General features: G+C 64.9%; 22 protein-coding genes and 1 pseudogene. 14 read left to right on the top strand and 9 right to left on the bottom strand.

Annotated features, from left to right (window positions below; genetic code table 11):
- Positions 1-142: 142 nt before the first annotated feature.
- Complete coding sequence (locus tag ACLI1P_RS03515; protein ID WP_411709420.1) at positions 143-1495, top strand: FAD-dependent oxidoreductase; 1353 nt, start codon at positions 143-145, stop codon at positions 1493-1495.
- Between the two features lie 129 nt (positions 1496-1624).
- Here ACLI1P_RS03515 and ACLI1P_RS03510 read toward each other — a convergent pair whose 3' ends face one another.
- Both ACLI1P_RS03510 and ACLI1P_RS03505 read right to left on the bottom strand, forming a co-directional pair.
- Positions 1625-2992, bottom strand: a complete 1368-nt coding sequence (locus ACLI1P_RS03510; RefSeq protein ID WP_296132825.1) for a phosphomannomutase/phosphoglucomutase — start codon at positions 2990-2992, stop codon at positions 1625-1627.
- Positions 2993-3019: 27 nt separating this feature from the next.
- Positions 3020-3463, bottom strand: coding sequence for a DUF3499 domain-containing protein (locus ACLI1P_RS03505; RefSeq protein ID WP_296132823.1), 444 nt, complete (start codon positions 3461-3463; stop codon positions 3020-3022).
- Between the two features lie 93 nt (positions 3464-3556).
- On the opposite strand from ACLI1P_RS03505, the gene ACLI1P_RS03500 reads away from it, so the two are divergent.
- Entirely contained in the window at positions 3557-4027 is a 471-nt protein-coding gene (locus tag ACLI1P_RS03500; protein WP_411709419.1) for a metallopeptidase family protein, read from the top strand.
- Between the two features lie 94 nt (positions 4028-4121).
- Here the strand turns inward: ACLI1P_RS03500 and ACLI1P_RS03495 are convergent, their stop codons facing one another.
- The 3 genes from ACLI1P_RS03495 to ACLI1P_RS03485 form a co-directional block, all read right to left on the bottom strand.
- The gene (locus ACLI1P_RS03495) at positions 4122-4370 is read right to left on the bottom strand and encodes a WhiB family transcriptional regulator (RefSeq protein WP_296132853.1); all 249 of its coding nucleotides are present in this window, start codon (positions 4368-4370) and stop codon (positions 4122-4124) included.
- A gap of 534 nt (positions 4371-4904) precedes the next feature.
- Positions 4905-5999: an NDP-sugar synthase gene (locus tag ACLI1P_RS03490; protein WP_296132818.1), complete on the bottom strand. Its 1095-nt coding sequence runs from the start codon at positions 5997-5999 to the stop codon at positions 4905-4907.
- Positions 6000-6062: 63 nt separating this feature from the next.
- Positions 6063-6974, bottom strand: coding sequence for a glycosyltransferase family 2 protein (locus ACLI1P_RS03485; protein ID WP_411709688.1), 912 nt, complete (start codon positions 6972-6974; stop codon positions 6063-6065).
- A gap of 54 nt (positions 6975-7028) precedes the next feature.
- On the opposite strand from ACLI1P_RS03485, the gene ACLI1P_RS03480 reads away from it, so the two are divergent.
- The 6 genes and pseudogenes from ACLI1P_RS03480 (at position 7029) to ACLI1P_RS03455 (ending at position 14294) form a co-directional block, all read left to right on the top strand.
- The gene (locus tag ACLI1P_RS03480) at positions 7029-8690 is read left to right on the top strand and encodes an LCP family protein (RefSeq protein WP_296132813.1); all 1662 of its coding nucleotides are present in this window, start codon (positions 7029-7031) and stop codon (positions 8688-8690) included.
- 48 nt (positions 8691-8738) lie between these two features.
- Positions 8739-9458, top strand: coding sequence for a TIGR03089 family protein (locus ACLI1P_RS03475; RefSeq protein ID WP_296132812.1), 720 nt, complete (start codon positions 8739-8741; stop codon positions 9456-9458).
- 30 nt (positions 9459-9488) lie between these two features.
- Positions 9489-10211 (top strand): sulfite exporter TauE/SafE family protein, encoded by a 723-nt coding sequence (locus ACLI1P_RS03470; RefSeq protein ID WP_411709418.1) that lies wholly within the window; start codon positions 9489-9491, stop codon positions 10209-10211.
- Positions 10212-10528: 317 nt separating this feature from the next.
- On the top strand, positions 10529-12181 hold the full coding sequence (locus ACLI1P_RS03465) for an ABC-F family ATP-binding cassette domain-containing protein (protein WP_411709417.1): 1653 nt from the start codon (positions 10529-10531) through the stop codon (positions 12179-12181).
- Positions 12178-13422: an MFS transporter gene (locus tag ACLI1P_RS03460; RefSeq protein ID WP_411709416.1), complete on the top strand. Its 1245-nt coding sequence runs from the start codon at positions 12178-12180 to the stop codon at positions 13420-13422. The genes ACLI1P_RS03465 and ACLI1P_RS03460 overlap by 4 nt, the downstream gene beginning before the upstream one ends.
- Positions 13422-14294: pseudogene (locus ACLI1P_RS03455) on the top strand (IS481 family transposase). Before ACLI1P_RS03460 ends, ACLI1P_RS03455 begins: the two are co-directional and overlap by 1 nt.
- Here ACLI1P_RS03455 and ACLI1P_RS03450 read toward each other — a convergent pair.
- The 3 genes from ACLI1P_RS03450 to ACLI1P_RS03440 all read right to left on the bottom strand — a co-directional run bounded on the left by ACLI1P_RS03450 (position 14269) and on the right by ACLI1P_RS03440 (position 16307).
- Positions 14269-15237 carry a DUF559 domain-containing protein gene (locus tag ACLI1P_RS03450; RefSeq protein WP_411709415.1) on the bottom strand — a complete coding sequence of 323 codons (969 nt, stop codon included), beginning with the start codon at positions 15235-15237 and terminating at the stop codon, positions 14269-14271. The pseudogene ACLI1P_RS03455 and the gene ACLI1P_RS03450 overlap by 26 nt on opposite strands.
- Positions 15238-15427: 190 nt before the next feature.
- A complete protein-coding gene (locus tag ACLI1P_RS03445) occupies positions 15428-15898 on the bottom strand; it encodes a LysR family transcriptional regulator substrate-binding protein (RefSeq protein ID WP_411709414.1) in 471 nt (156 codons plus the stop codon).
- 22 nt (positions 15899-15920) lie between these two features.
- Entirely contained in the window at positions 15921-16307 is a 387-nt protein-coding gene (locus ACLI1P_RS03440; protein ID WP_411709413.1) for a LysR family transcriptional regulator, read from the bottom strand.
- 133 nt (positions 16308-16440) lie between these two features.
- Here ACLI1P_RS03440 and ACLI1P_RS03435 point away from each other — a divergent pair, with 133 nt between their 5' ends.
- From ACLI1P_RS03435 to ACLI1P_RS03425, 3 genes are read left to right on the top strand one after another with little or no spacing between them, the layout of a single operon-like run.
- The gene (locus ACLI1P_RS03435) at positions 16441-18099 is read left to right on the top strand and encodes a thiamine pyrophosphate-dependent enzyme (RefSeq protein WP_408930204.1); all 1659 of its coding nucleotides are present in this window, start codon (positions 16441-16443) and stop codon (positions 18097-18099) included.
- A 9-nt stretch (positions 18100-18108) separates the two neighbouring features.
- A complete protein-coding gene (locus ACLI1P_RS03430) occupies positions 18109-19446 on the top strand; it encodes an aromatic amino acid transport family protein (protein WP_296132804.1) in 1338 nt (445 codons plus the stop codon).
- Between the two features lie 13 nt (positions 19447-19459).
- Entirely contained in the window at positions 19460-20500 is a 1041-nt protein-coding gene (locus ACLI1P_RS03425; protein ID WP_296132802.1) for a histidinol-phosphate transaminase, read from the top strand.
- Here the strand turns inward: ACLI1P_RS03425 and ACLI1P_RS03420 are convergent.
- Entirely contained in the window at positions 20497-21171 is a 675-nt protein-coding gene (locus tag ACLI1P_RS03420; RefSeq protein WP_366780398.1) for a TetR/AcrR family transcriptional regulator, read from the bottom strand. The two genes, ACLI1P_RS03425 and ACLI1P_RS03420, sit on opposite strands and share 4 nt — an antisense overlap.
- Before the next feature lie 124 nt (positions 21172-21295).
- Between ACLI1P_RS03420 and ACLI1P_RS03415 the strand changes: the two genes are divergently transcribed.
- The 3 genes from ACLI1P_RS03415 to ACLI1P_RS03405 are packed head-to-tail and all read left to right on the top strand — an operon-like array spanning position 21296 to position 25298.
- A complete protein-coding gene (locus ACLI1P_RS03415) occupies positions 21296-22801 on the top strand; it encodes a flavin monoamine oxidase family protein (RefSeq protein ID WP_411709412.1) in 1506 nt (501 codons plus the stop codon).
- A 2-nt stretch (positions 22802-22803) separates the two neighbouring features.
- Positions 22804-23748, top strand: coding sequence for a universal stress protein (locus ACLI1P_RS03410; RefSeq protein WP_411709411.1), 945 nt, complete (start codon positions 22804-22806; stop codon positions 23746-23748).
- The gene (locus tag ACLI1P_RS03405) at positions 23745-25298 is read left to right on the top strand and encodes an APC family permease (RefSeq protein WP_411709410.1); all 1554 of its coding nucleotides are present in this window, start codon (positions 23745-23747) and stop codon (positions 25296-25298) included. The genes ACLI1P_RS03410 and ACLI1P_RS03405 overlap by 4 nt, the downstream gene beginning before the upstream one ends.
- The last annotated feature ends 24 nt before the right edge of the window (positions 25299-25322 follow it).

Below are 25322 nucleotides of genomic sequence, written 5' to 3'. Positions count from 1 at the left end.
AGCACGCTGCGTCTATGCCACAATGATTCCCGAATGTAATTAGAAAAAGTTGCTCAGACACCAGACTAACCGGTTCAATGAAGCCCACGCTCTTTAAAGAACTAAACTTTCGTTAGTTAGCACTCCACTCCGAAAGGTCATCATGACTCAGCAGCCCCTGAAAGTAGCCGTCATCAGCGCCAGCCCGGCCGGCATCTACGCCTCCGACATCCTGGTGAAGAAGACCGGCGGCAACGTTGAGATCGATCTCATCGAGCAGATGCCGGCCCCCTTCGGCCTCATCCGCTACGGCGTGGCCCCGGACCACCCGCGCATCAAGGGCATTGTTAACTCCCTGCACCGCGTGCTCGACACCGAGCAGATCCGCCTGCTGTCCAACATCACCGTTGGCCGCGACGTCACCGTCTCCGAACTGGAGGAATACTACGACGCCATCGTCTTTGCCACCGGCGCCGTAGCAGACCGCGGCATGCAGATCCCGGGCTCCGACCTCGAGGGCATCCACGGTGCGGGCGAGTTCGTCGGCTTCTACGACGGCAACCCACGCTTCGAGCGCTCCTGGGACCTCTCCGCTAAGGAAGTAGCCGTCATCGGCGTGGGCAACGTGGGCCTGGACGTGGCCCGCATCCTGGCCAAGACTGGCGACGAGCTCAAGGAATCCACCGAGATCTCGGATAACGTCTACGAGTCCCTGGCCAAGAACCAGGCCACCACCGTGCGAGTCTTCGGCCGCCGCGGCCCGGCGCAGGCCAAGTTCACCCCACTGGAGCTCAAGGAGCTCGACCACTCCCCGACCATCAACGTGGTGGTGGACCCGGAGGACATCGACTACGACGAGGCCTCCCTCAAGGCCCGCGAAGAAGCCAAGTCCTGCGACTTGGTCTGCCAGACGCTGGAGGGCTACGCCATTCGCGAACCCAAGGACGCACCGCACACCCTGCAGATCCACCTCTTCGAGCAGCCGGTGGAGTTCATCGGTGAGAACGGCAAGGTCACGGCCGTCAAGACCGAGCGCACCGCGCTCAACGGCGACGGCTCCGTGTCCGGCACCGGCAAGTTCACCGAGTGGCCGGCACAGGCGGTCTACCTGGCCGTGGGCTACCGGTCCGACGCCATTGAGGGCGTGCCCTTCAACACCGAGAAGAACGTCATCAACAACGACGGCGGCCACGTCATTGACCTGGACGGCAACGTAGTCAGCGGCCTCTACACCACCGGCTGGATCAAGCGCGGCCCGGTGGGCCTCATCGGCAACACCAAGTCCGACGCCAACGAGACCATCGCCATGCTGCTGGAGGACAACGAAGCGGGCAACCTCTCTCACGAGCGCGAGGAGGACATCGTCGAGCTCTTCGAGTCCAAGGGCCTGGAGCACCTGACCTGGGAGGGCTGGAAGAAGCTGGACGCCGCCGAGCGCGCCCTGGGTGAGGCCGAGGGCCGCGAGCGCAAGAAGTTCGTCGAGTGGGAAGAGATGGTTCTCAACTCGCGCGGCTAAAGCGCACGCTCAGCGCCTCACTGGCACCTCACCGGTGCTTCACTGGCGCAGTCGGCACAGACACAGCGGGCGCGGGGAGAAAGCACTTACGCTTCTCCCCGCGCCCGCTTGCGCGTTGAGTGAGTTTCTCTAGGCGCGGATGATGCCGAGGACCTCGTCCACGATTGCCTGGACCTCGTCCTCCGTCTTGGCCTCGACGTTGAGGCGCAGCAGCGGCTCCGTATTGGAAGCGCGGACGTTGAACCATGCGTCGGTGTCCTTGAGCTGTACGGTCACGCCATCAAGCTCGTCGACGGACTCAATCTTGTCCGCCAGCTCATCCAGCACGCGCTGCGTGGTGGCCTTCTGGTCCTCTACCGTGGAGTTGATCTCTCCCGAGGCCTCGTAGCGCGAGTACTGCGCCATGAGCTCGCTCAGCGGCTTGTCCTGCTCACCCAGTGCAGCCAGCACGTGCATGGCGGCGAGCATGCCGGAGTCCGCGTTCCAGAACTCCTGGAAGTAGTAGTGAGCGGAGTGCTCGCCACCGAAGACCGCCTTCTCCTTGGCCATCTGGGCCTTGATGAAGGAGTGACCCACGCGGGTGCGCACGGCCTTGCCGCCCTTCTCCGCGATGAGCTCCGGAACCGTCTTCGAGGTAATCAGGTTGTGGATGACGGTGGCGCCCGGGAACTTATCCAGGTAGCGCTCCGCCACCAGCGCGCAGATGGCGGACGGGGACACCGGCTGCCCCTTCTCATCCACCACGAAGCAGCGGTCGGCGTCGCCGTCGAAGGCCAGGCCGATGTCCGCCTTCTGCTCCACCACGAACTTCTGCAGGTCCACCAGGTTCTTCGGGTCCAGCGGGTTGGCCTCGTGGTTGGGGAAGGTGCCGTCCAGCTCGAAGTACAAATCACGCACGTCGAAAGGCAGGCCCTCAAATACGGCCGGGACGGTGTGGCCGCCCATGCCGTTCGCGGCATCCACCGCGACGACGAGCGGGCGGGACTGCTCCAGCGGCACCAAGCCTCGCAGGAATGCCGCGTAATCCGGCAGCACCTCGCGCTCAGTGACGGTCCCCGGCTCGCCATCAAAGGCCGGCGTGCCGTCGATCAGCATGTCCTTGATCTGCTCCAGGCCGGTCTCCTGCCCCACCGGCACCGCACCCGCGCGGCACAGCTTGATGCCGTTGTACTTGGCAGGGTTGTGGGAAGCGGTGAACATTGCGCCAGCACAGTTCAGGTTGCCGGCTGCAAAGTAGAGTTCGTCCGTGGAGGTCAGGCCCAACTGGATGACGTTGATGCCCTGCGCCGCAGCGCCTTCAGCGAAAGCCGCCGCCAGGTCCGGGGAGGACGGGCGCATGTCGTGGCCCACGGCTAGGGTGGTCTCGCCCTCACCGCGGAGGATGGCAGCGTAGGCCGCGCCGGTATCCCGCACAAAGGCTTCATCGATGTCCTCGCCCACGACGCCACGGACGTCATAGGCCTTGATCACTGCATTGAGCTGTTCACGAGTTCGCATAGACCACAAGCATACCCGCGTACCCGGCTACTCTACGTCGGGCACCACCGTAAGATGTGCGCGTCGGCGCTGCCGGGCGTCGTGCACGCGGCGCGTGCGGAAGACCGGGTGGTTGGAATTGCGGGGATCCGCGCCGTCGAAGGTGGCAGCGTAATCAATGGGATCGGCACCAGAACCCGTCGTCGAATCGTCGACGAGCCCAGTGGTCACGCGGCCGGCCTCCTTCACGGCCTCCGCCAAGGCGGTGAGGTCATCGTCCTCATCCAGCTCGATGCGGTCCACGCGCACCATCTCCCAGCCCTGCGGCGCAGTGATGCGCTCGCTGTGCTTCTCACACAGATCCCAGCTGTGTGGGTCAGCTTCCTCAGAAAGCGGACCGACCACAGCAGTCTGCTGGGCATAGGCGTACGTCAACGTTGCCACGGCGGGACGGCCGCAGCCGGGGCGAGAGCAATGGCGGGAGGAAGTCACGCGCCCAAGTCTAAACCCTAACTTGAGATTTGAATAGTCCTGCGCGGCGAGTCTGCGCCTTTCGCCCCGCGTCCGCGCTTTAGACTTAGCCGCATGAACGCTCCCCGCCCGCACATCCGCCCGGCCCGCCACCGCCACGGCCACGGCGCCCGCGGGCCGCTGCTGCCGCAGGCCACCCCGCGCTACCGCAGCGCCGCTGAGCGCTTCGATATGGCGGTCTTGGAGGCCTACGCCCCCATCCAGAACTCCTTCGCGGAACAGCTCGCCGGCCTAGATCTGGCGGTGGATACGGTGCCCCGCATGCGCCTGTCCGTGGACATGACTGTGCTGCCGGACGAGATCATCGCGGATGGCCCCGTACCACTCGGGCGCATCGTGCCTGCCGGCGTGGATTCTCACGGCCAGCCCACCCGCGCCCGCCTAGTCATCTTCCGCATGCCCGTGGAAGAGCGGGTGCGCTCGGCCCGCGAGCGAGAAGAGCTCCTCTCCACCGTGCTTACCGCCCTGGTGGCTAACTACCTCAACCTCGACCCGGAGGATATTGACCCGCGCTTTAGCTGGTAAGACATAAAAATCTCCCCGTCACAGTACCCCACCAGCCTCGCTACACATACAGAAGGCTGATGAGCACCACGACGGGGAGAAGGATTCTTCAGAACTAGCTGATTTCCCGCTTCAGGCGGCGGCGCTCACGGTCCGAAAGACCGCCCCAGATACCGAAGCGCTCATCGTGCTCGAGCGCATACTCCAAGCATTCATCGCGCACCGCGCAGGCCTGGCAAATACGCTTGGCCTCACGGGTTGAGCCGCCCTTTTCTGGGAAAAAGGCTTCCGGATCCGTCTGGGCGCACAGCGCCTGGTCTTGCCACTCCTGCTCGACGGCACCAAAGAGTTCATCGAGCGACATCTCTGCAGCAGCACCGCCACGGAGAATAGCGCTGTTATTCGATTTATTGTCCACGCCGCTTCCTTTCTCCGAGGTCGTTTCTCTCTTAGTCGGTGGCACCGACCCTACACCGAGAATTACTTCTGGTGCCGTGCCCGCCGTGCCGTTGATTACACTGATGTCATTTCACACCGGATCACTAAATATCGTCAACCTGTCCCGAGTGATTTCTCCGCGAACTCGACAAAAACGCAGCACACGATCCCCAATTTTCACACCAGTCACACAACCCACCCTGCGGGGGTGAACGTAGGGGGTACTACATGTAGTGGCACCCCTTAACCCTGTGAACAATTCCAAGGTTTCCTCGGCGTGTCGCCACCCAAGCACAGAGATCTCGTGGATCCCTCACACACCACGCGGCACATGGCGGCAAGAACGTAGAAGCAACAAGAAACGACAAAAAGGCGCCGAAGGAAGCTGTCCTCCCTCGGCGCCCCTGCCTGCCTGCCGGCAGGCCGGACCGGCTAGCTACGTCGATGCCGCACTCGGCGCTTAAGCGTCCGAGCTAAAACGCACGCCCGCATCCGGGATGCTCACACCCGGGAAGACGCGCATGCCGCCCTGCAGTTCGCAGCGCGCGCCGATGGTCGCGCCTTCGCCAATCACACAGTTGTCGATGTGGGCGTTGGCGCCGATGTGCGCGCCCGAGGCGATGATGGAGTTGCTAATGATCGCCCCCGGCTCAATCTTCACACCGTCGAAGACCACGGTGCCATCCAGGCGCGAGCCCGCGCCGATCTCGGAGCCGCGACCCACCGCAGTGCCGGAGAGCAGGAGCACGCCGCCGGCGATACCGGCGGACTCATCCACCACGGACTCGCCGGTGCGGCCCGCCAGCAGCGGCGAGTGGGCGATGCCACGCACAAGGTCAGAGGAACCGCGCACGAAGTCATCCGGGCGGCCCATGTCGCGCCAGTAGGAGTTGTCCACGTGGCCCACCACGAGGCGGCCGGACTCCAGCAGCTGCGGGAAGGTCTCGCGCTCCACGGAGACCACGCGGTCTGCCGGAATGGTCTCGATGACCTCGCGCTTGAACACGTAGCAGCCGGCGTTGATCTGGTTCGTCGGCGGATCCTCGGTCTTCTCCAAGAAGGCGGTCACGCGGCCGTTGGAATCCGTCGGCACGCAACCAAACGCGCGGGGGTCCGCCACGTTGAGCAGGTGCATCGTCACGTCCGCATCCTTGGCGTGGTGCGTGTCCAAGATGCCGTTGAGGTCCATGCCGGACAGGACGTCGCCGTTGAAGACCATAACGGCGTCGTGGCGCAGCTTGTCGTAGACGTTGCGGATTCCGCCGCCGGTACCCAGCGCGGTCTCCTCCACCACGTATTCAATCTCCAGGCCCAAGTCGGAGCCGTCGCCGAAGTACTCCTCAAAGACCTCCGCCTTGAAGGACGTAGACAGCACCACGTGCTCAATTCCGGCGTCCTTGATGCGGGCCAAAAGGTGCTGCAGGAAGGGGTAGTTCGCCGTCGGCAGCATCGGCTTCGGCGTACCAATCGTCAGCGGGCGCAGGCGGGTGCCGCGGCCACCGACCAGAATCACGGCATCTGCCGTGGAACCCCACTGGGGTGCTGCATCAGTCATAGTGTCTCTGCGTTCCTTTAACTCTTACTGATAAATCAGGCTTAGTGTATCCGCCACACGGCCCTAGGAGCGGTCGCGGCACGCGCTAACCGCCACGCCGCGCAGCCGCAGGCCCAGCCACAGGGCCGCGCGTAGCGGCGCCTCGAACCACCGCGGATGCCGGTCCGCCTGGAAGCGGTAGGCCGAATCATGGTGGGCGCGCAGCATCGCGCCGCGGTGCGCCTGGGTGGAATGTCCCTTGGCGTGGGTAATTTCCGCAGTCGGGCAAAAGATGTTGTCCCAACCAGCGCGGGTGAAGCGGTCTCCTAGGTCCACGTCTTCCAGGTACATGAAGTAGCGCTCGTCAAAGCCGCCAATCTGCTCGAAGGCCTCCCAGCGCACCAAGAGGCAGGAGCCGGAGAGCCAGCCCGCGGGGCGCTCGGTGTCCATGTCAGCGTCGTCGCGGTAGGCCGTCGACCACGGGTTGGAGGGCCACACCGAGCCCAGCAAGGCGTGCCCGATGCCGGTGGCCAGGGTCGGCACGGCGCGCGCCGAGGGGTAGTTGGTGCCGTCGGGCTCCACGATGCGCGGTCCCACCGCCGCAGCCTCCGGGTGACGCTGAGCGCACTCAATGAGCTCGTCCAGGGAGCCAGGGTTGAAGGTGACGTCCGGGTTGGCGATGAGGAAGAACTCCTCGTCCACGCCGCGCTCGCGGGCGTAGCGCGCGCCGGCGTTCATTCCGGCACCGTAGCCCAGGTTTCCGCCGGTGGCGAAGAATTCCACGCCGGAGTGTTCCGCGGCTGCGGCCTGCGGCACGCCGTCGGTGGATCCGTTATCCGCGAGGACCACATACGTGTCCCGCGCCGTGGCCGCGCGCAGCGAGGTCAGGAAGGCGCCGAGGTAGCGGCCGGGGGAGAACGTCACCGTCACGACGGCGAGAGGTTTGCGTATTTCTTTCACGATGGCATTGAGAGTACTAAACCTGCCACGCTGCACGCGCTCGCGACACTGCTTCACGGTTTTCGGGTTCGCTCACTTAGACTATGTGCCGTGACTTCCCCGAATTCCCCACGCGCCGCCCGCCGCATCCAGGCCGCGCCGTCCTCCCCCGTGTCCGCGCCGCAGCGCGGCTCCACCCCGGTCAAGGCAGTCGTGTCCTTCCTGTCCGCGGTGGTGCTGGTGCTCTCCGGCGTGGGATATTTCACCGTCGGCAAGCTGGGCAATGACATCTCGTCTGCCTCGAACCTGTCCTTGGGCAACGACGGTGGTTTTAAGGACAACGGTCTCGATGGCGCCGTGGACATCCTGCTGGTGGGCAAGGACTCACGCACGGACGCCAAGGGCAATCCCCTCTCCGAGCAGGAGCTGGCGGACCTGCACGCCGGCGTGGCCGAGGGTGAAGAAAATACGGACACCATCATGGTCATCCGCATCCCCAACGACGGCTCCCGCGCCACCGCGGTCTCCATCCCGCGCGATACCTACGTGCACGACGGCGAATTCGGCAACACCAAGATCAACGCCGTTTTTGCGCTGCACAAAGAAGACAAGATGCAGGAGCTCATCCAGGAAAACGCCGAGGCCGAGGCAGCCGGCAAGAAGGCTCCGCATACCGAGAAGGAGATGGAGAAGGAAAGCACGGAGGCCGGCCGCGCGGGGCTGATTTCCATGGTGCGCACGCTCACGGATGTCAGCGTGGATCACTACGCCGAGGTGGGACTGCTCGGCTTTGTGCTGCTTACCGACGCCGTCGGGGGCGTCGACGTCTGTCTCAACAACGACGTGGATGATCCGATGTCGGGTGCGAAGTTCCCCAAGGGCCGCCAGACTCTGCACGGTGCCCAGGGCCTGTCCTTCGTGCGCCAGCGCTACGACCTGCCGCGCGGCGACCTGGACCGCATCGTGCGCCAGCAGGCCTACATGGCCTCGCTGACCTCCAAGGTGCTGGACTCGGGCACATTGACCTCGCCCGGCAAGCTCAACAAGATTGCGGATGCCGTGGAGCGATCCGTCGTCATCGATGACGACTGGGACATCATGGGCTTTGTCACCCAGCTCGCTGGCTTGGCCGGCGGCAACGTCACCTTTACCACCATCCCGGTGACCTCGATTACCGGCACGGGCGACTACGGCGAGTCCGTGGTCACCATCGATACGGCCGAGGTCCACCGCTTCATGGATGATTTGGCCAAGTCGCAGGAGGCGGCCGAGGCCAGCGATCAGCCGGAGGGCGCGCCGTCCGAGGACAACACCGAGGTGGATGAGAAGCCCGTGGCGGACGACATGGAGCTGCACGTGCTCAACGCCGGCACCGTGGACGGCATGGCCGGCGGTATCGGTACGTGGATGAAGAACGTGGGCTACTCCGTCGAGCGCACCGCCAACGCACAGTCGGGCCTCTACTCGGAGTCCCAGATTGTCGCCGCCGATGCGAACGACGAGCGCGCCCAAGCGCTGGCGGAGCAGATGGGTGGCCTGCCGGTGACGGCGAACGAGAACCTCGATCCGGATACCTTCATCGTCGTCGCCACCGACGACTACGCCGGCCCCAAGGACGATTCCGCCATGGAGGAAGAGGCCGCCCAGGCCAGCGAAGCCGACTCTGCAGCGGGTTCGGAGGACCAGGTGGGTACCCCGGGCGATGACTTCGGCACCGCCGAGGTCGCCCCGGAGATCGATGCCGGCGGCGACGGCCCGCGCTGCGTGAACTAGCAGAAGGATCGTGGCGGGTATCCGGCCCGCCACCTACGATGGGCGGACATGGAACTCCTACAGCACCTCCTGTCCGCCGACGCCGCCGCCCCGCGCCTGAGCGTCTACAACGAGGCCGACGGCACGCGCATGGACTTTTCGGCGCAGACCCTGGACAACTGGGCCTCCAAGATTGCCAACATGCTGCTGGAGGAGCTGGACCTAGAGCCCGGCGGTGAGGCGCGCATCCGCATCGACCTGCCCGTGTCCTGGCAGGCGGCGGTCATCGCGCTCGGGGCGCTGGCCGCGGGCGTGGACTTCGATATCACCGACGGCACGCCCCGCTCTAACGAAGCAGCTGGCAACACCCCTGCCGCCGGCGCCCCAGCTACCGACGCCCCTGCTGTCGTCTTCACCTCCCCCGAGTCCTTTGCCGCCGGCGGCGTTCCCGGCGCGGACACCGTGCTCGTCACCCAGGATCCGTTCGGGCGCGGCGTGGTGGAAAGCGGCGGGGAGCTGCCCCTGGGAACCATTGACTTTGGCCCCACCGTGCGCTTCTACGGGGATCAGTTCTATGGCCGGACCACCCCGCTGCCCCAGCTCTTCCCCACCGACTTCGAAGCCGAGCGCGTGCTCTCCCAGGGCTGGCAGGATTTCGCGTCCTTCCAGCGCGCGGTCCTTGAGCCGCTGGCGGCCGGCGGCTCCGCCGTTGTCGTGTCCGGGTTGTGCTCCGCCGACCGCTTGGAAGAAATCGCGTCCAACGAAAAGGTCACCGTGCGCGCCTCTTAGGGTGCAGAAGTGCTGTGAGATAGTAGAGCAATGGTTAGCGGGCTCTACATCTTCATCGGTGTGCTCATCCTCGTGGGCACCATCTGTCAGGGAACAATTGGCTTTGGGCTCGGCACCATTGCCACCCCGATCCTGGCGCTCATTGCACCGGATCTCGTGCCCACGCTGGTTCTGCTGCTGGCCTTCGTTATTGCCACGACCACTATGTTCAAGGCCCGCGCGGCGGTGTCCTGGGACATCGTGGCCATCTCCTCCCTCGCTCGCATCCCGGGCTCAATGCTCGGCGCGTGGGCGATTGCCGCGCTCTCCCACCGCGGCCTATCCCTCTTCATTGGCTGCGCCGTCATCCTGGCCATGACGCTGTCCAGCCTGGGCTGGTCCCCCAAGCGCACGACCTCCACCATCGCGGTAGCGGGGGTGGCCTCCGGGTTCTTAGGTACCTCGACCTCCATCGGCGGCCCGCCCATGGCGCTGGTGCTCAAGGGCTACGATCCGGACCGCGTGCGCGGCACCCTGTCTGGCACCTTTATCGTCGGCACGCTCATTTCCCTGGTAATCCTGGCGCTCCACGGGCAGGTCACCCAGCTACACCTCACCGCCGCTGCGGCCTACCTACCCGTGGCCATCGTGGGACTCATCGCGGCCAGCTACCTCAATCGTTTCATCAACGCCAAGGTACTCAACCGCATCGTTCTTATCGTGGCCATCAGCGCGGCCTTGGCGCTCATTGTTGAGGGGCTCGTTGCAGCCTAGCGTCCGCGACCTGCTGTCAAACTCAACTGCCAGGATCACGCTCGACACTGCCCGATCTGCCAAAGTTATCGTCTCCGGCTCAAGATCTGGCGATAACTTTGTCAACGAAGTGTACTGACCGGGGACATTAGTTGACTTGCGTGGCATCGCCCGGGCTCTGTATACTCGGCCGCATGTACTCAGGAATCGCCTCGATGAAGCTGCGTTCCGTCCGCTGACGGCGGCGGGACCCCTTATGACCTCTCGTCTGCCGTCCTGGCCATCTGCCGGGCGGCCGCTTCGTGGTGCCCGGCTCCATGACGAGCTGAGAGTACACAATGCCAACCACAGAACCTTTACAGTCATGTGCTTGGATCGGGACATCCCAAGGATCCGCTGCACACATCCGCGCTGAATCACTCCACCTGACAATCGGCGACAGGCCGCTGCTGAGTGGGACTGACGTCACCGTCTCCACCGGGTCGCGACTGGCGATCGTCGGCGACAACGGCCGGGGCAAGACCACCTTGCTCCACATACTGGCGGGGATCTTGAAACCCGACTCGGGAGTGGTGACCCGGGTGGGTTCCCTCGTCCTGGTCAAACAGGACATGGCCACCGAGGGCGATCGCACGGTCGGTGACCTCATTGCCGAGTCTACCGCCCCATCCAGGGCCGCTCTGCAGGCCCTCGACGTGGCTACCGCGGCGCTGGCCGCGGGCGATGACGCGGCCGACGCCTATTCCGCCGCACTCGAGGCGGCCACGCGGCTGGACGCCTGGAATGCAGACCGCCGTGTTGACATCGCCCTGGCGGGCCTAAACGCCTGTAGCGACCGCGATCGGGTCCTGTCGACCTTGTCGGTCGGTCAGCGGTACCGGGTACGGCTGGCGGTCGCCCTCGGATCGACCCCTGACCTGTTGCTGCTGGACGAGCCCACCAACCACCTGGACGCGGCAGGGCTGTCGTTCCTGACTGAGCGCCTGCGGGACCACCCCGGTGGCCTGGCCTTAGTCAGCCACGACCGCGCCCTGCTGCGCGACGTGGCGACCAGCTTCCTGGACCTCGACCCGACCCGCGATGGCCTTCCGCGCACCTACGCGGGCGGTTACGAGGGCTGGATCGAAGGGCGGCAACGAGAACGGGCCGCCTGGGAGCAAGACTATGCCGCCCAGGTCGCCCGGCATCAGGAACTGACCCGCGCCGCCGACGACGCACGTTCCCGCCTGTCGCAAGGCGGTTGGCGACCCGACAAGGGAACGGGCAAGCACCAACGGGCCACGCGCGCTGCCGGGGTGGTCCAGGCTTTCAACCGCCGCATCGTGGACCTAGAGCGTCATCAGATCGACGTGCCAGAGCCACCGCTGCGGTTGGCATGGCCCATATCGTCAGCGCGGACCGGTCAGAACATCGTCAACGCCTCCATGCTCACCGTGACTGACCAGTTGACCACCCCGGTCTCGGTGGACATCAGCGGTGGAGACCGGTTGGTGGTCACCGGGCCGAACGGTGCTGGGAAGTCCACACTGTTGGGGCTTCTCGGTCGGCGACTGGCCCCGAGTACAGGCCAGCTGCGGGTGAACCCGAGGGTGCGCGTCGCCCTATTGTCTCAAGAGGTCCCTGACTGGGACGACGCCCTCCCCGCACACGTGGTCTACGAGACGTACCTGGCCACGCAGGGCCGCCGATCACAGGCACCCTCCCTCGGCTCACTCGGGCTGCTTGAGCCCGCGGCAACCCGCACACCCGTGGGGCACCTGTCGCAAGGGCAACAACGCCGCCTCCATCTGGCCATGTGCCTGGCGGTGGACCCGGACCTGTTGCTCCTGGACGAGCCCACCAACCATCTGTCATCGAGCCTCGTCGACGACATCACCACCGAGCTCCTGCGGACCTCCTGCGCCACGATCGTCGCCACGCACGACCGGCAGATGCTCGACGACCTCACCGACTGGCCCCACCTCAGCCTTGCCACAAAGGACCTGCCATGAACCCCCTTCGCCCCTTGTCCGTCCCCGGCTACCGACCGCTGTTTGCAGCGATGGTGCTCACCGTCTTCGCCCAGGGTGCCTGGGCCCTCTACTTAGCCATGCAGACCCTCGACCTGGGCGCCACGGCGACCACCTTGTCGGGTGTCGTGGCGTGGAGCGGCATCGGCCTGCTCGCAGGATCCTTGCCCGCCGGGGTACTTGCGGACCGCGTCACCAAGAAGTCCGTCATCGTCGGCGTCCTCACTGTCAACCTCGCCACCTCGACGACGACCTCCACCGCCGCCATCTTCGACGCGGCCACTTTCTGGATGCTGGCAGTGTCCGCGTTCATCATCGGCGTCTCGACCGCCTTCTTCTTCCCGGCCTACACCGCGCTCGTGCCCGTCCTCGTGGGAAGCGACGACCTGATGGCCGTCAACGGGCTCGAAGGGACCACCCGGCCGCTGGTAGGACAGACCCTCGCCCCCGGCGTCGTCGGTGCCGTCATCGGCGCGAGCGTGCCCGCCGCGGGCGGGTACCTCATCGCCGGCGCGCTCGGACTCGCCCTGATAGCCGCCCTGCGGGTTCCTGCCCCCTGCTCAGCCGAGACCGACGCCGAAGCTCCGGCCACCTCTGCGCTGCGGGACCTGCTCGACGGGTTCGGCTACGTCGCCCGCACGCGATGGGTTCGCTCCAGCGTGCTGTTGGCGGCCGCCATGGGCCTGGCCGTGACCGGCCCGCTGGAAGTTCTCCTGCCCGCGCTCATACGCTCGACGCATGACAACGGTCCGGCTGTGTACGGATTCATCCTCGGAGCTCTGGGCGTCGGCGGCCTGGTGGGTTCCCTCGTCGCCGGCTCATGGCCCACCCCCTCACACTTCCTGCCCGTAATGGTCGGCGCATGGGCACTCGGCTGCCTTCCATTGGCCATCCCCGCACTCACCAACAATCCGTGGATCATCAGCGCCGGACTGGCGGTCTACGGTGCGTCGATCGGAGTTGGGATGGTCATCTGGGGCACGGTCCTGCAGGTACACGTACCGCTGGAGATGCTTGGCCGAGTCGCCAGCCTCGACTTCTTCATCTCCATCGCCTTCATGCCACTGTCCATCGCACTCACCGGACTCCTCAGCCGACACATCGCCGCTGCCAGCTTGTTCATCGCCGCCGGACTCGTGCCGCTCGCCACGACGATCCTCCTTGCAGTCCTGGGGCAACTCCGAACGCCGCGGACGACGCCCGTCGCAGCAGGTGAGGAGTGATGCACGCCAACGCCACCCTGACACCTCGCCACCGGCTCAAGGTGGCCCAGCTCGTCGTCGACGACGGTTGGCCCATCAGCGAAGTCGCCGCCCGCTTCCAGGTCTCCTGGCCGACCGTGAAGAGGTGGGGCGACTGCTATCGCGCCGGCGAGTCGATGCAGGCTCACTCGTCCCGGCCGAAGACCTCACCGAACAAGACGGACAAGGCGACGACGAAGCGGCTCTCCTACGTGGACCGCGAGACTGGCGAACCGAGCCGCCGGTACGAACACCCCCACCCCGGCTCCCTGGTCCACGTGGACATGAAGAAGCTCGGGAACATTCCCGACGGCGGCGGCTGGCGCTACGTCGGCCGCCGCTAGGGCGACCCCAACCGAACGGCGCCACCGGGTAAGCCGAAGAGCAAGTGGCACAACCCCAGGGCCGGATACGCGTTCGTGCACACCGTCATTGACGACCACTCCCGCGTCGCGTACACCGAGGTCCACGACGACGAGACCGCCGTCACCGCGGTCGGGATCCTGCATCGGGCTGTGGCGTGGTTTGCCGATCGCGGCGTCGCCGTGGAGCGGGTGCTGTCCAACAACGGTGGCGCCTATCGCTCGCACCTGTGGCGGGACACCTGCGAGGCCCTCTCGATCACCCCGAAGCGGACGCGTCCGTACCGGCCGCAGACCAACGGCAAGGTAGAGCGCTTCCACCGGACCATGGCCGACGGGTGGGCCTACGCCCGCTGCTACACCAGCGAGCAAGAACGACGCGACGCCCTGCCGGATTGGCTGCACCAGTACAACCAGCACCGCCCGCACACGGCCTGCGACAACCAGCCGCCGTTCTCACGATTGATCAACGTCCCCGAGCAGTACGACTAGGGCAGTTGGGTGACTCTGGGAAAACAGATGGCGCTGGGTAATCGGGTGGTTCAGGCACGTCTGGCGGAAGATATCCCAAATGCTCGCTGTACTCCCATGGTTTTGGTTTGGGTGCCAACACTCCCTCGTGCCAGAAGCCGATGAACTTGAAGTAGCGCTTCTCAAAGTTCGGATTCCGGGCATTGGCAATTTGATCGACGACATAGTCCAGATGATGCGCCACACAATGGCCTGTGTAGCGAAGAGTTAGCCACCCAATCAGTGCACCCTCGTTGTTTTTCCAGTGGTCCCGCAGCCATGCCTCTTGCTGGGAATGAAATTTCATCCCGTTGATTTCTACCGCAACCTTGAGCTCGGGGAGCACGATGTCCCAGGTGTAGTGGCCGATAACAACGTTGCACTCAACCTTGAGCCCACGCCTCTTCAATCCCTTGGCCACCTTGACCTCGGCCCCGGAATCCGTGAACAACGCGGCCTGCTCCAGCATCCGTTGGCTGGCAACAGGGACGACCTTGAGTGCTTCACGGTGATTATCCAAGCGAGCCCGCCCGGCCTTTGAGGAATAGATGGACTCGAAAACGCGAATTCCCAGCTCAGGGCTAACCGTCTTCATAGCGACAAGTGGGTTAAGGACCCGGAGCCCAGACACGCTAACAAAGCTTCTGACACTCACCCGCGCGTGCACATAAAAGGTTGATACCGGCATTCTCTCCGCACTGGCAAGCTTCAGTGGGAAAGTGACATCCTGGCCAAGGAGTACCTGAGCAGCCGTTGTACCTGTCGCCTTAAGGAATGGCCGGTGCTCCTGTAACAGCGTTAATAGTTCTACTGGCTCGGGCATGCCCCAGACGTAGAGGCCCTTGGCGAGTCGCGTAATCTCTCCTCGGCGCACCCGAGTGGCAAGCGCACCTTTAGATAGTCCGCGCACAATACCGTGTTTCATGTCATTTCCCCCGCAGGCCCCAAACTAACACGGCGCACCGCTGAGTGCTGAGTAACTGCCAGATCTGCCAAAGTTATTGCCTCTGACTCAAAAACTGGCCGAATCTTTGGCAACAAGGGCAGTAAAATCCACAGCAGACCTATGTCCAGGGCGCATCCGGCGCACACCTCCCAGCCTCAAGAAGGCGGCTCTAGCGAAGAGAGCCCGCAATAAAACTGCGGAACCGCCCAGCAATCTGCGCAATCTCTTCCCCCGCGAAGTGGCCGGGGCGCCAGGCGGCCACCAGCGGGACCCCGCCGATGCTCTCTTCCCCGGCCACGATGTCAAAGCCCACCAGCCTGTCCGGCTGCAGCTCCGTCATGAGCGCCACGGCGCGACCGGCGCGCGCCAGCGCGCACAGGGTCGCCGTGTCATCGCACTCTACGTGCGGGCCCAGGCTCAGTCCCGCGGAACCAATGAACGAATCAATCACGCCGCGCGAGACGCTTCTGCGCGACGGTAAAACCAAGCGCTCCTCCAGCAGGCGCCGAGCCTCCACCGTGGCCGCGCCGCTGCACTCCGCCACCAAGGGGTGCGCGGGCGGGACCCAGGCGCGCACGGGCACCGAGCCCAGCGGCAGCGAAGCCACCTCGCGCCCCGGCGGGATCGGCGCGATAACCATGTCCGCGGCCCCCTCCAGGGCGTCAAAGACCTCGTAGTGCGAGGTGGGGATGCTGGTGAGCAGGGGAATTGCGAGGCCCGGCCTCCTCAATAAAGGGAGCGAGCAGCGTGGAGATTGTCGTCGGCGTAGCCGCCACCCGCAGCGCCGGAGCCGTGCCCGCACGGAGGATCTCCACTGCCCTGCCGGCGCGGGCGGCTTCGGCAAGGAGACGCCGGCAGGTGGGGAGGAGGGCCCGGGCGGCGTCGGTAAGCACCAGCGTCGATCCCGCCCGCGCGAAGAGCTCCAGGTCGAGCTCCTCCTCGAAGCGCCGCAGCTGCCGGCTCAACGCCGGTTGTGTAATCCCTAAGCGCTCCGCGGCTGCGGTGACCGTTCCGCTCTCCGCCAGGGCAAGGAGATACTTGGCCTTCACCATATCCATTCCCCTACTTCTACCACGGGCCATGCCCTACATGCATGACTATCCAGCTTTGTCGGCATTAGACAACATGGAATCAGCCCAGAATAATGAGACCACCAACACAGTAAATCTAGGGAGGTTCCTAATGTCACACGTCGGCATCGCTATCGCCGAAACCCTCGCCGCGCACGGCGTCAGCCGCGCATTCCTTGTGCCCGGCGAAAGCTTCCTGCCGGTCCTCGACGGACTCTACGACTCCCCGGTGGAGGCCATCGTCACCCGCCAGGAAGGCGGCGCGGCGTACATGGCAGAGGCCCACGGCAAGGCCACCGGCGAGCCGGGCGTGGCCATGGTCACGCGCGGACCCGGCGCGGCCAACGCCTTCGTGGGCATCCACACCGCCTGGCAGGACGCCACCCCACTGGTCCTCTTCGTCGGCCTCATCCCGGTCTCCGACCGCGACCGCGAGTCCTTCCAAGAGTTCGACCCCAAGGCGTGGTTCGGCACCCAGGCCAAGCAGGTCTTCGTTCTCGACGATCCCGCGCGCGCCTCCCGCGTGGTGGCGGAGGCCTTCTTCCAGGCCAAGCAAGGCCGCCCCGGCCCCGTCATCGTGGGCCTGCCGGAGGATGTCCTCCACCAAGAGTTCACGGGCACCATCCACCAGCCTATCCCGGTATCGGAGGGCGCACTCTCGGCCGCGGACCTGGACTTCCTTTCCGATGAGCTAGCCCGCGCCGAGCGCCCCCTGTTCTTCGCCGGCGGCCCGCGTTGGACGCCGGAGGCAGCGGAGCAGATTACGCGCTTTGCAGAGGCCCACCGCATCCCCATCATTCAGGACTTCCGCGCCGCCGACCGCGTGCCCTTTGACTCCCCCGCCAACGCCGGGTGGCTGGGCTACGGGCGCGATCCGCGCGCCGCGCAGCTGCTCGAGGCAGCCTCCCTCGTCGTTGAGATCGGCGCCGTGCTGGGCGACGTCCCCACGGACGGCTACACCCTGCGCCAGTCCCCGCAGGCCCGCAACATCGCCATCAACCCGGACACCAGCCTGCGCGGGCACTCCGTAGCACTTGAGCGCCACATCGTGGCCAGCCCGGTGGCCTTCGCCGCCGCGCTGGAGGACCTCACCCTGGAGGGTACGGCCGAGCGCGGCGAATGGTTCGACACCGCCCACGCCCACCACCTCGAGTTCGCCACCCTGCCCCAGCCGGCGGACTACCGCCCGGGCAAGGACGGCACCGCCCACCTGGAGTCCATCCTCGCCGCGCTCCATGAGCAGTTGCCGCAGGATTCCCTGTACACCTTCGGCGCGGGCAACCACTGCATCTGGGCGCAGCAGTTCCTGCGCTCTGCGGTCTACCCCTCACAGTTCAGCGTGCGCAACGGCTCCATGGGCTACTCCGTGCCCGCGGGCGTGGCCACCAAGCTGCAGTTCCCCGAGCGCACCGTCGTCACCATCGCCGGCGACGGCGAGTACTTCATGAACGGCCAGGAGCTGGCCACCGCCCTGCAATACGGCGCGCCCTTCCTCATCATCGTCATGTCCAACGGTGAGTTCGGCACCATCCGTGACCACCAGAAGCGCCACTTCCCGGACCGCGTCTCCGGAACGCAGCTGGTCAACCCGGACTTTGCGGAGGTGGCCAAGAGCTTCGGCGCCCACGGCGAGCTCGTCACCGAGGACTCCCAGGCCGCCGGCGCCGTCGCCCGCGCGCTCGACGCCATCCAGAACCAGGGCGTGCCCGCGCTCATCAACATCATCACCGACCAGGACCATTCCCTCCCCATCGCACCAAGGACCGCCTAAGGACCCATCATGAGTACCACTAGCAACTCCCGCCCGATTCGCCTCACCGAGGACGACCACGCCCCGCCCCAGCACAGCACCGACGGGACCGACGGAGACGCGAAGCAGCGCCCAGCCGCCTCCACCGCTTCCTGGATCATCACGCTCTTCGGCACCGCCGTGGGCGCCGGCATCCTCTTCCTGCCGCTCAACGCCGGCGGCTTCGGCTTCTGGCCACTGGTCTTCGCCACGGTCTTTATCTTCCCGCTGGTGTACTTCTCCCACCGCACCTACGCGCGCATCGTCGCCGGTGCCCCGCAGAAGGACCACGGCAAGGACATCCTGGAGCTGGTCTCCCAGTATTTAGGCAAGCGCTCCGGCATCATCTTCGCGGTGCTGTATTGGATCACCGTCTTTTCCACGGTGCTCATCTACGGCGTGTCCATTACCAACGCCGTAGACAGCTTTATTGTCAACCAGCTGGGTGGGCCGTCTATCAACCGCCCGCTGCTCGCCGTCATCTGCGTCGGCGTCATGACCGGTGCCTTCGCTATCGGCCGCAAGCCCATGATCTGGCTGGCCCAGGTGCTGGTCTACCCGCTCATCATCGCGTTGGCGGTGACCTCGATCTACCTCATCCCCCGCTGGGACCTGCACAGCTTCATCCACTACGACGACGGCGCGGACGGCCTGGGACAGATCCTCAAGGGCATCTTCCTCATCCTGCCGGTGCTGGTGTTCTCCTTCTCCCACATGGCGGCCCTGTCCCAGTTCGCCATCGACATGCAGCCGCAGTACGGCGAGAAGACAGAAAAGCGCGTGTCCCGCACCGAGTTCTACACCTCCATCCTGCTGGTGGTCTTCACCATGTTCTTCGTGTGGTCCTGTGTCCTCGCTCTGGGCGCGGACGGCATGAATGAGGCACTGGAGCAAAACATCCCGGTCCTGTCGTACTTTGCCAACGTCACCGGCACCCCGTTCATGGCCTACATGGCGCCCGTCGTGGTCATCTGCGCCATCGTCTCCTCCTACTTCGGCCACATGCTGGGCACCGAGGAGGGCACGGAATACTTGCTGCGCAACGCCGCCCCGGCGCTGGCAGAAAGGGTCTCCCACCGCACGCTGCTCAACATCATCTACGTCATCGCCTTCGTGTGCACCACGCTGGTGGCGGTGTTCAACCCGTCCATCATTTCCATGATTTCTGTGGTCTCCGGCGTGTTCGTGGCGTTCATCGTGTACCTCGTACCGGTATACATGTTCAAGAAGCTGGACGTGTACAAGAAATTCCGCAACGACCCCTGGAACTACTTCGTCTTCGGCATGGGCCTGCTCATTATGGCCGTGACCATCTGGGACATGATTTAGAAAGGACTGATCTGTGCTTCGCAATGACCTCAATGCCTTCCCCGACTACCAGCCGGGCAAGGACTACCCGGATGCCCTCAAGCTGTCCTCCAACGAGGTAGCGTTCGAGCCCTCGAAGGACATCATCGCCGCGGTGGCGGAGGCCGCCTCCTCCACCAACCGCTATCAGCAGCCGGGCAGCCCCGAGCTCACCAACGCGTTGTGCAACTACCTCGACGTGCCCGCCGAGCACATCTTCGTCTCTGCCGGCTCCACTCCCATCCTGCAGGCCACCATTCTGGCCTGCTGCCAGACCGGCGACGAAGTCGTGGTCCCCTGGCGCAGCTTCGAGGCCTACCCCCTCTACGTGCGCATGGCCGGCGCCGAGCCGATCCTCACCCCGCTTACCGACGACTACGCCGTGGATCTCGACGCCGCCCTGGCCGCCATCACCGACAAGACCCGGCTCATCATCCTGTGCAACCCCAACAACCCCACCGGAACGGTCTTCACCCGCGGCGAATTCCGTGCCTTCATGGACCGCGTCCCGGAGGACGTCGTGGTCTTGCTCGACGAGGCCTACTGGGAGTACAACGATGCCCCCGATACCCCGGATTCCGTGGAGGAATACACCCGCTACCCCAACCTGCTCGGCGTGCGCACCTTCTCCAAGGCGTGGGGCCTGGCCGGCATGCGCGTAGGCTACGCGGTGGCCGGCCCTCAGCTCATCAAGGCCCTGCAGCTGCTCTCCCTGCCGCTTACGGTGACCACCATGGCAGAGATGGCCGCGGTGGAAGTGCTCAAGCACCACGACGAGCTTGACGACGCCGTGGCGGAGACCAAGGCCCAGCGCGACCGCGTGACTCAGGCCCTCGGCGCCCAGCAGTCCTACGGCAGCTTCGTGTGGCTGCCCCGCGGGGATGCCCGCGACGTAGAGCAGAAGGTCCTGGACCAGGGTGTAGTTATCCGCCGCTACCTCGACGAAGGCGTGCGCGTGTCCATCACCAACGAAGAGGAGACGACGCAGTTCCTCGAGGCCTGGGAGCGGGCTGGGATTGAGCCCTGGGAGGGCTAACCAGCAAGATCTGCCAATAACGCGGCGAGCCCTACACGAAAGGGCTCGTCCGCATAGGGGTTCGTGTCCGGCTCCCCGGCGTCCTCCGCCGGCAGGAAGGCAGCCTGTGCCGCCATGAGCGTGGGGGCGCTCTCCTGACTTCCGGGCAGTACCTCAAAGATGTCCGTGGGGGCATGGACATCGTAGGCACTGCCGTAAATGAAGGACTCCAGCGCGACAATGCGGGGGACGATGTTTTCGCGCGCCACACCGGCGTGCTCGAGGACCCGCGCCACCAGCTCATACATCTCCACGGTGCGGGGTGCTCCGGAGATGGGGGTGGTGGCAATGAACTGCACAAGTGGCGCGTGCCGCGCGCACACGTCGCGGTAGGACATAGCCCACTCGATCAAGGCCCCGTGGGGCGTGCGCTCTGGGGCTCCAGCAAGTACCGCGCGCAAAGGCCCGCACTCGACCTGCTCCATGACGGCATCTTCCACGAGGGCCAGCAGATCGTCTTTCCCCGAAACGTGGTTATAGAGCGCGCTGGTTCCCACACCTAGCCTCCGTGCAATGCGGGACATGGTCAGTTTTTCATACCCCTCTTCCCCCACAATGGTGAGCGCAGCCTGCGCGATTTTATCGCGATTGACCAGCGGCTTAGTCGGACGACCTTTAGATCGGTTACGCACCACAGTCCAAAGTCCTTGTCTTAGATTACGTTTGTTCTGTACAGTGATACGTGACACAAAATGAATATAGTTCATTTTCGTCTCACTTGTCCTTCCATCGTCCCATAGGAACGGAGACACCATCATGACTTCCCTTATCCCATCCGACAATCCCGTCATCGAGCGTGACGTCGTCGTCATCGGCGCCGGCCCCGCCGGCCTCATGGCGGCCCACACGCTCAAGAAGAAGGGGCTGAGCGTCGCCGTCCTCGAGGCTCGCGAGCGCGTCGGTGGCCGCACCTGGAACGGCAAGGTCAAGGACGCGAACGGCGTGGAGCACTTCGTTGAGCTGGGTGGCCAGTGGATTTCCCCAGACCAGACCCGCCTCATCGAGCTCGTTGACGAGCTCGGCCTCGAAACCTTCTCCCGCTACCGCGAGGGCAAGTCCATCTACGTGGCCCCAGACGGCACCCGCCACGAATACGAGGGCACTGTCTTCCCCGCCGACGAGAAGACCATCGCCGAGATGGACCGCCTCATCAAGATCATGGATGACCTCGCCGCCGAGATGGACCCGGCCAACCCGTGGTCCCACCCGAAGGCGAAGGAGCTGGACTCCATCTCCTTCCGCAACTGGCTGGAAACGCTCTCCGACGATGCCGAGGCGATCGATAACGTCTCCATCTACGTTGCCTCCGGCATGCTGACCAAGCCTTCCTACGCCTTCTCCACCCTGCAGGCAGTCCTCATGGCGTGCTCCGCAGGCTCCTTTAGCAACCTCGTGGACGAGGACTTCATCCTGGACAAGCGCGTGGTCGGCGGCATGCAGTCCGTGTCGTTGACGCTGGCTGAGGGCCTGGGTGAGGACGTTCACTTGGGCACCCCGGTCCGCGAGCTGCACTGGGTCGAGCCGGACCCCTCCACGGCCGATGAGCTCAACAAGATCGAGGCCGACGTGCGCAACGGTGTGGCCGGCAACGGCGAGCCGGGCAACGTCACCGCCTACTCTGAGAAGGTCACGGTTAAGGCGCGCTTCGCCGTACTGGCAGTGCCGCCGAACCTCTACAACCGCATTTCCTTTGTGCCGCCGATGCCGCGCGACCAGCAGATCGCACACCAGCACATTTCCATGGGCCTGGTCATTAAGGTCCACGCGGTCTACGAGACCCCGTTCTGGCGCGAGGACGGTCTGTCCGGCACCGGCTTCGGCGGCGGCCGCTTGGTGCAGGAAGTGTACGACAACACCAACTACGGCAAGAACTTCGCGGAATCCACCGACGGAGAAGAGGACCGCTATGGCACCCTTGTCGGCTTCGTCTCCGACGTCTACGCCGAAGAGATGTGGCACCTGTCTGCAGAGGAGCGCAAGGTGCGCATCCTCGAGGCCATGGCGGACTACCTGGGCCCGAAGACCAAGGAGCCCATCGCCTTCTACCTCTCCGACATGGCGGCGGAAGAGTGGACTCGTGGCGCCTACGCCACCTCCTACGATCTGGGCGGACTCTCGCGCTGGGGCCACCTGCAAAACGAGCCGACCGGTCCGATCTACTACGCCTGCTCCGACATCGCCGCCGAGGGCTACCAGCACGTCGACGGCGCCATTCGCCAGGGTGAGATCGCTGCGCTGACCATCGCTGAGAAGGCGAAGTAGCCATGTCCGCCTCAGACTTCCCTCGGCGTGGCGCCAGTGGCGCGATCCTCGTCGGCTACGTTGCTACCGACTACGGCATGGATGCCCTTCGCCTGGGCATTGCCCTTGCCAAGGAGCGCAACGTCCGCCTCGAGATCGTCATGGTTGCCCCAGCCCAGAACTCGTTCTCCGGCGTTTACCCGCACGACCGCGGCTATGACTCCATCCTGGAAGAACAGATTGCTGGCTGGCTCGAAGACGCACTGGCTGAAGTCCCCGAAGGCATCAACGCCACCGCGCGCATCGTGCCGGGTGATTCCGAGGCCGCGGCCTTGAGCGCCACGGCGCAGGAGTTGGGCGCGGATATCCTCGTCGTCGGCGCGCGCAAGGGTGGAATCCTCGGTCGCTTCAAGATGGGCTCCGCAGTCAACGCGCTGCTGCACTCCGCCCCGGTACCGGTCGCGCTGGCCCCGCGAGGATATTCCCACCCTGGCCCGATTTCCCGCATCACCACGTTCTTTGGCCCCCGCCAGGGAACCTCCGACGTCATCGCCATCGGACTCGACCGCGCCCGCCGCCGCGGGGTGTCGCTGCGGCTTGTCTCGCTCGTCCTCAGCGGCGAGTCGGACATGCAGGGCGTCGGCACCGATGTTCCCAGCGCCGTCCGCGCCTACGCTAATCGACGTCTCGGAGACGTCGCCCAGCACATGCTCGACGCCGGGCACGCCACCACCGAAGTGGCCTCCGGCAAAGACGTTGCCGAAGCCCTGGAGAAACTCGACTGGGACCACGGCGAGCTGGCTGTCGTCGGCTCCTCCCGCATGGCCGTCCCCGGCCGCCTGTTCCTCGGCACCACCGCCTCGCGCATGTTGCGCCTCATCCCCGTCCCTATGCTCGTCGTGCCGGCTGGCTACATGCAAGCCGGCGAGGACGAGAACCTCATCCCGAAAGGTGGCAAGAACACATGACCACCGCAACTCCCCCAACCGCCCCCACTACGACGACAAGCGGCAGCTCCTCCGACAAGGGACTTGCCACCGGCCGCGTAGGCCTTCTCGGCGCCGTCGTCATTGGCGTCAGCTGCATCGCCCCGACCTATACTCTGACCTCCGGTATTGGACCCACCATTTCCGCTGTGGGCCAGTACGTCCCCGCCGTCCTCTTGCTCGGCTTCATCCCCATGCTGCTCGTGGCCTTTGCCTATCGCGAGCTCAACAACGCGGTCCCGGACTCCGGCACCTCGTTCACGTGGGCCACCAAAGCCTTCGGGCCATGGGCCGGATGGATGGGCGGCTGGGGGCTCATCACCGCGACGATCCTAGTTCTGTCGAACCTGGCCGCCGTCGCCGTAGACTTCTTCTACCTGCTCCTGGGCCAGCTCCTTGGCAACCCTGCCATCAGCGACCTGACCCGCAACCTGTGGGTCAACATCCCCACCACCTTCATCTTCATCGCCATCGCGGGCTACATCTCCTACCGCGGCCTTGATTCCACCCAGAAGCTGCAATACGTGCTCGTGGCAATCCAGATCTCCGCCATCGTGCTTTTCGACGTCGTGGCGATCCACAACGCCTACACCCACGGTGGCTTCGACTTCACACCGATTTCCCTGGAGTGGTTCAACCCCGCAGGAATCGGTAGCTTCTCCCTGGTGGCCGCCGGCATTTCCTTGTCCATCTTCATGTTCTGGGGATGGGACGTGACCCTCACAATGAACGAGGAGACGAAGAACCCCGAGAAGACCCCGGGCCGCGCAGCGACGATTACGGTGCTCATCATCATCGCCCTGTACATCCTCACAGCGCTCGCCGTCATCAGCTGGGCGGGCACCGGTGATACCGGCCTGGGCGCCGGCAACCCGGACAACCAGGAGTCTATCTTCGCCGCGCTGTCGGAGCCGGTGCTGGGCAAGGCCTCGATCCTCATCTACATCGCGGTCCTGTCCTCGTCCTTTGCCTCCCTGCAGTCCACCATGGTGGGCCCGGCGCGCACCTTGCTCGCGATGGGCTACTACCGGGCGCTGCCCCCGGCCTTCGCCAAAATCAGCCCGCGCTTCCGCTCCCCATCGACGGCGACCATCGCCTCCGCGGTGGCAGCTGCCGTCTTCTATGCAGCCACGCGTCTGATTTCAGAGAACGCCTTGTGGGACACCATCGCCACCATGGGCCTCATGGTGTGCTTCTACTACGGCATCACCGCAGTGGCCTGCATCTGGTACTTCCGCCACGAGCTGTTTAGCTCCCTGCACAGCATCGTGTTCAAGTTCCTCTTCCCCACCGTGGGCGGCGGATTCTTGCTCATGATGTTCTTCATCACCGCCTACGATTCCATGGACCCGTCCTACGGCTCGGGGTCCGAGATCGGGGGCATCGGAATGGTCTTCATTCTGAGTGTCGCTATCTTGGGCCTTGGCGTGGTGCTCATGCTCTTCACCCGCTTTGCCCACCCGGGCTTCTTCAAGGGTGAGACGCTCACGCGCATCACGTCCCGAGACGACGTCCAGGAAACCCTGGTATAAACGCATACGAGATAAGGAGTGACT

It is taken from the genome of Corynebacterium tardum, assembly GCF_046717785.1.
Taxonomy (GTDB): Bacteria; Actinomycetota; Actinomycetes; order Mycobacteriales; family Mycobacteriaceae; genus Corynebacterium.
This window is presented reverse-complemented; position numbering and strand designations above follow the sequence as displayed.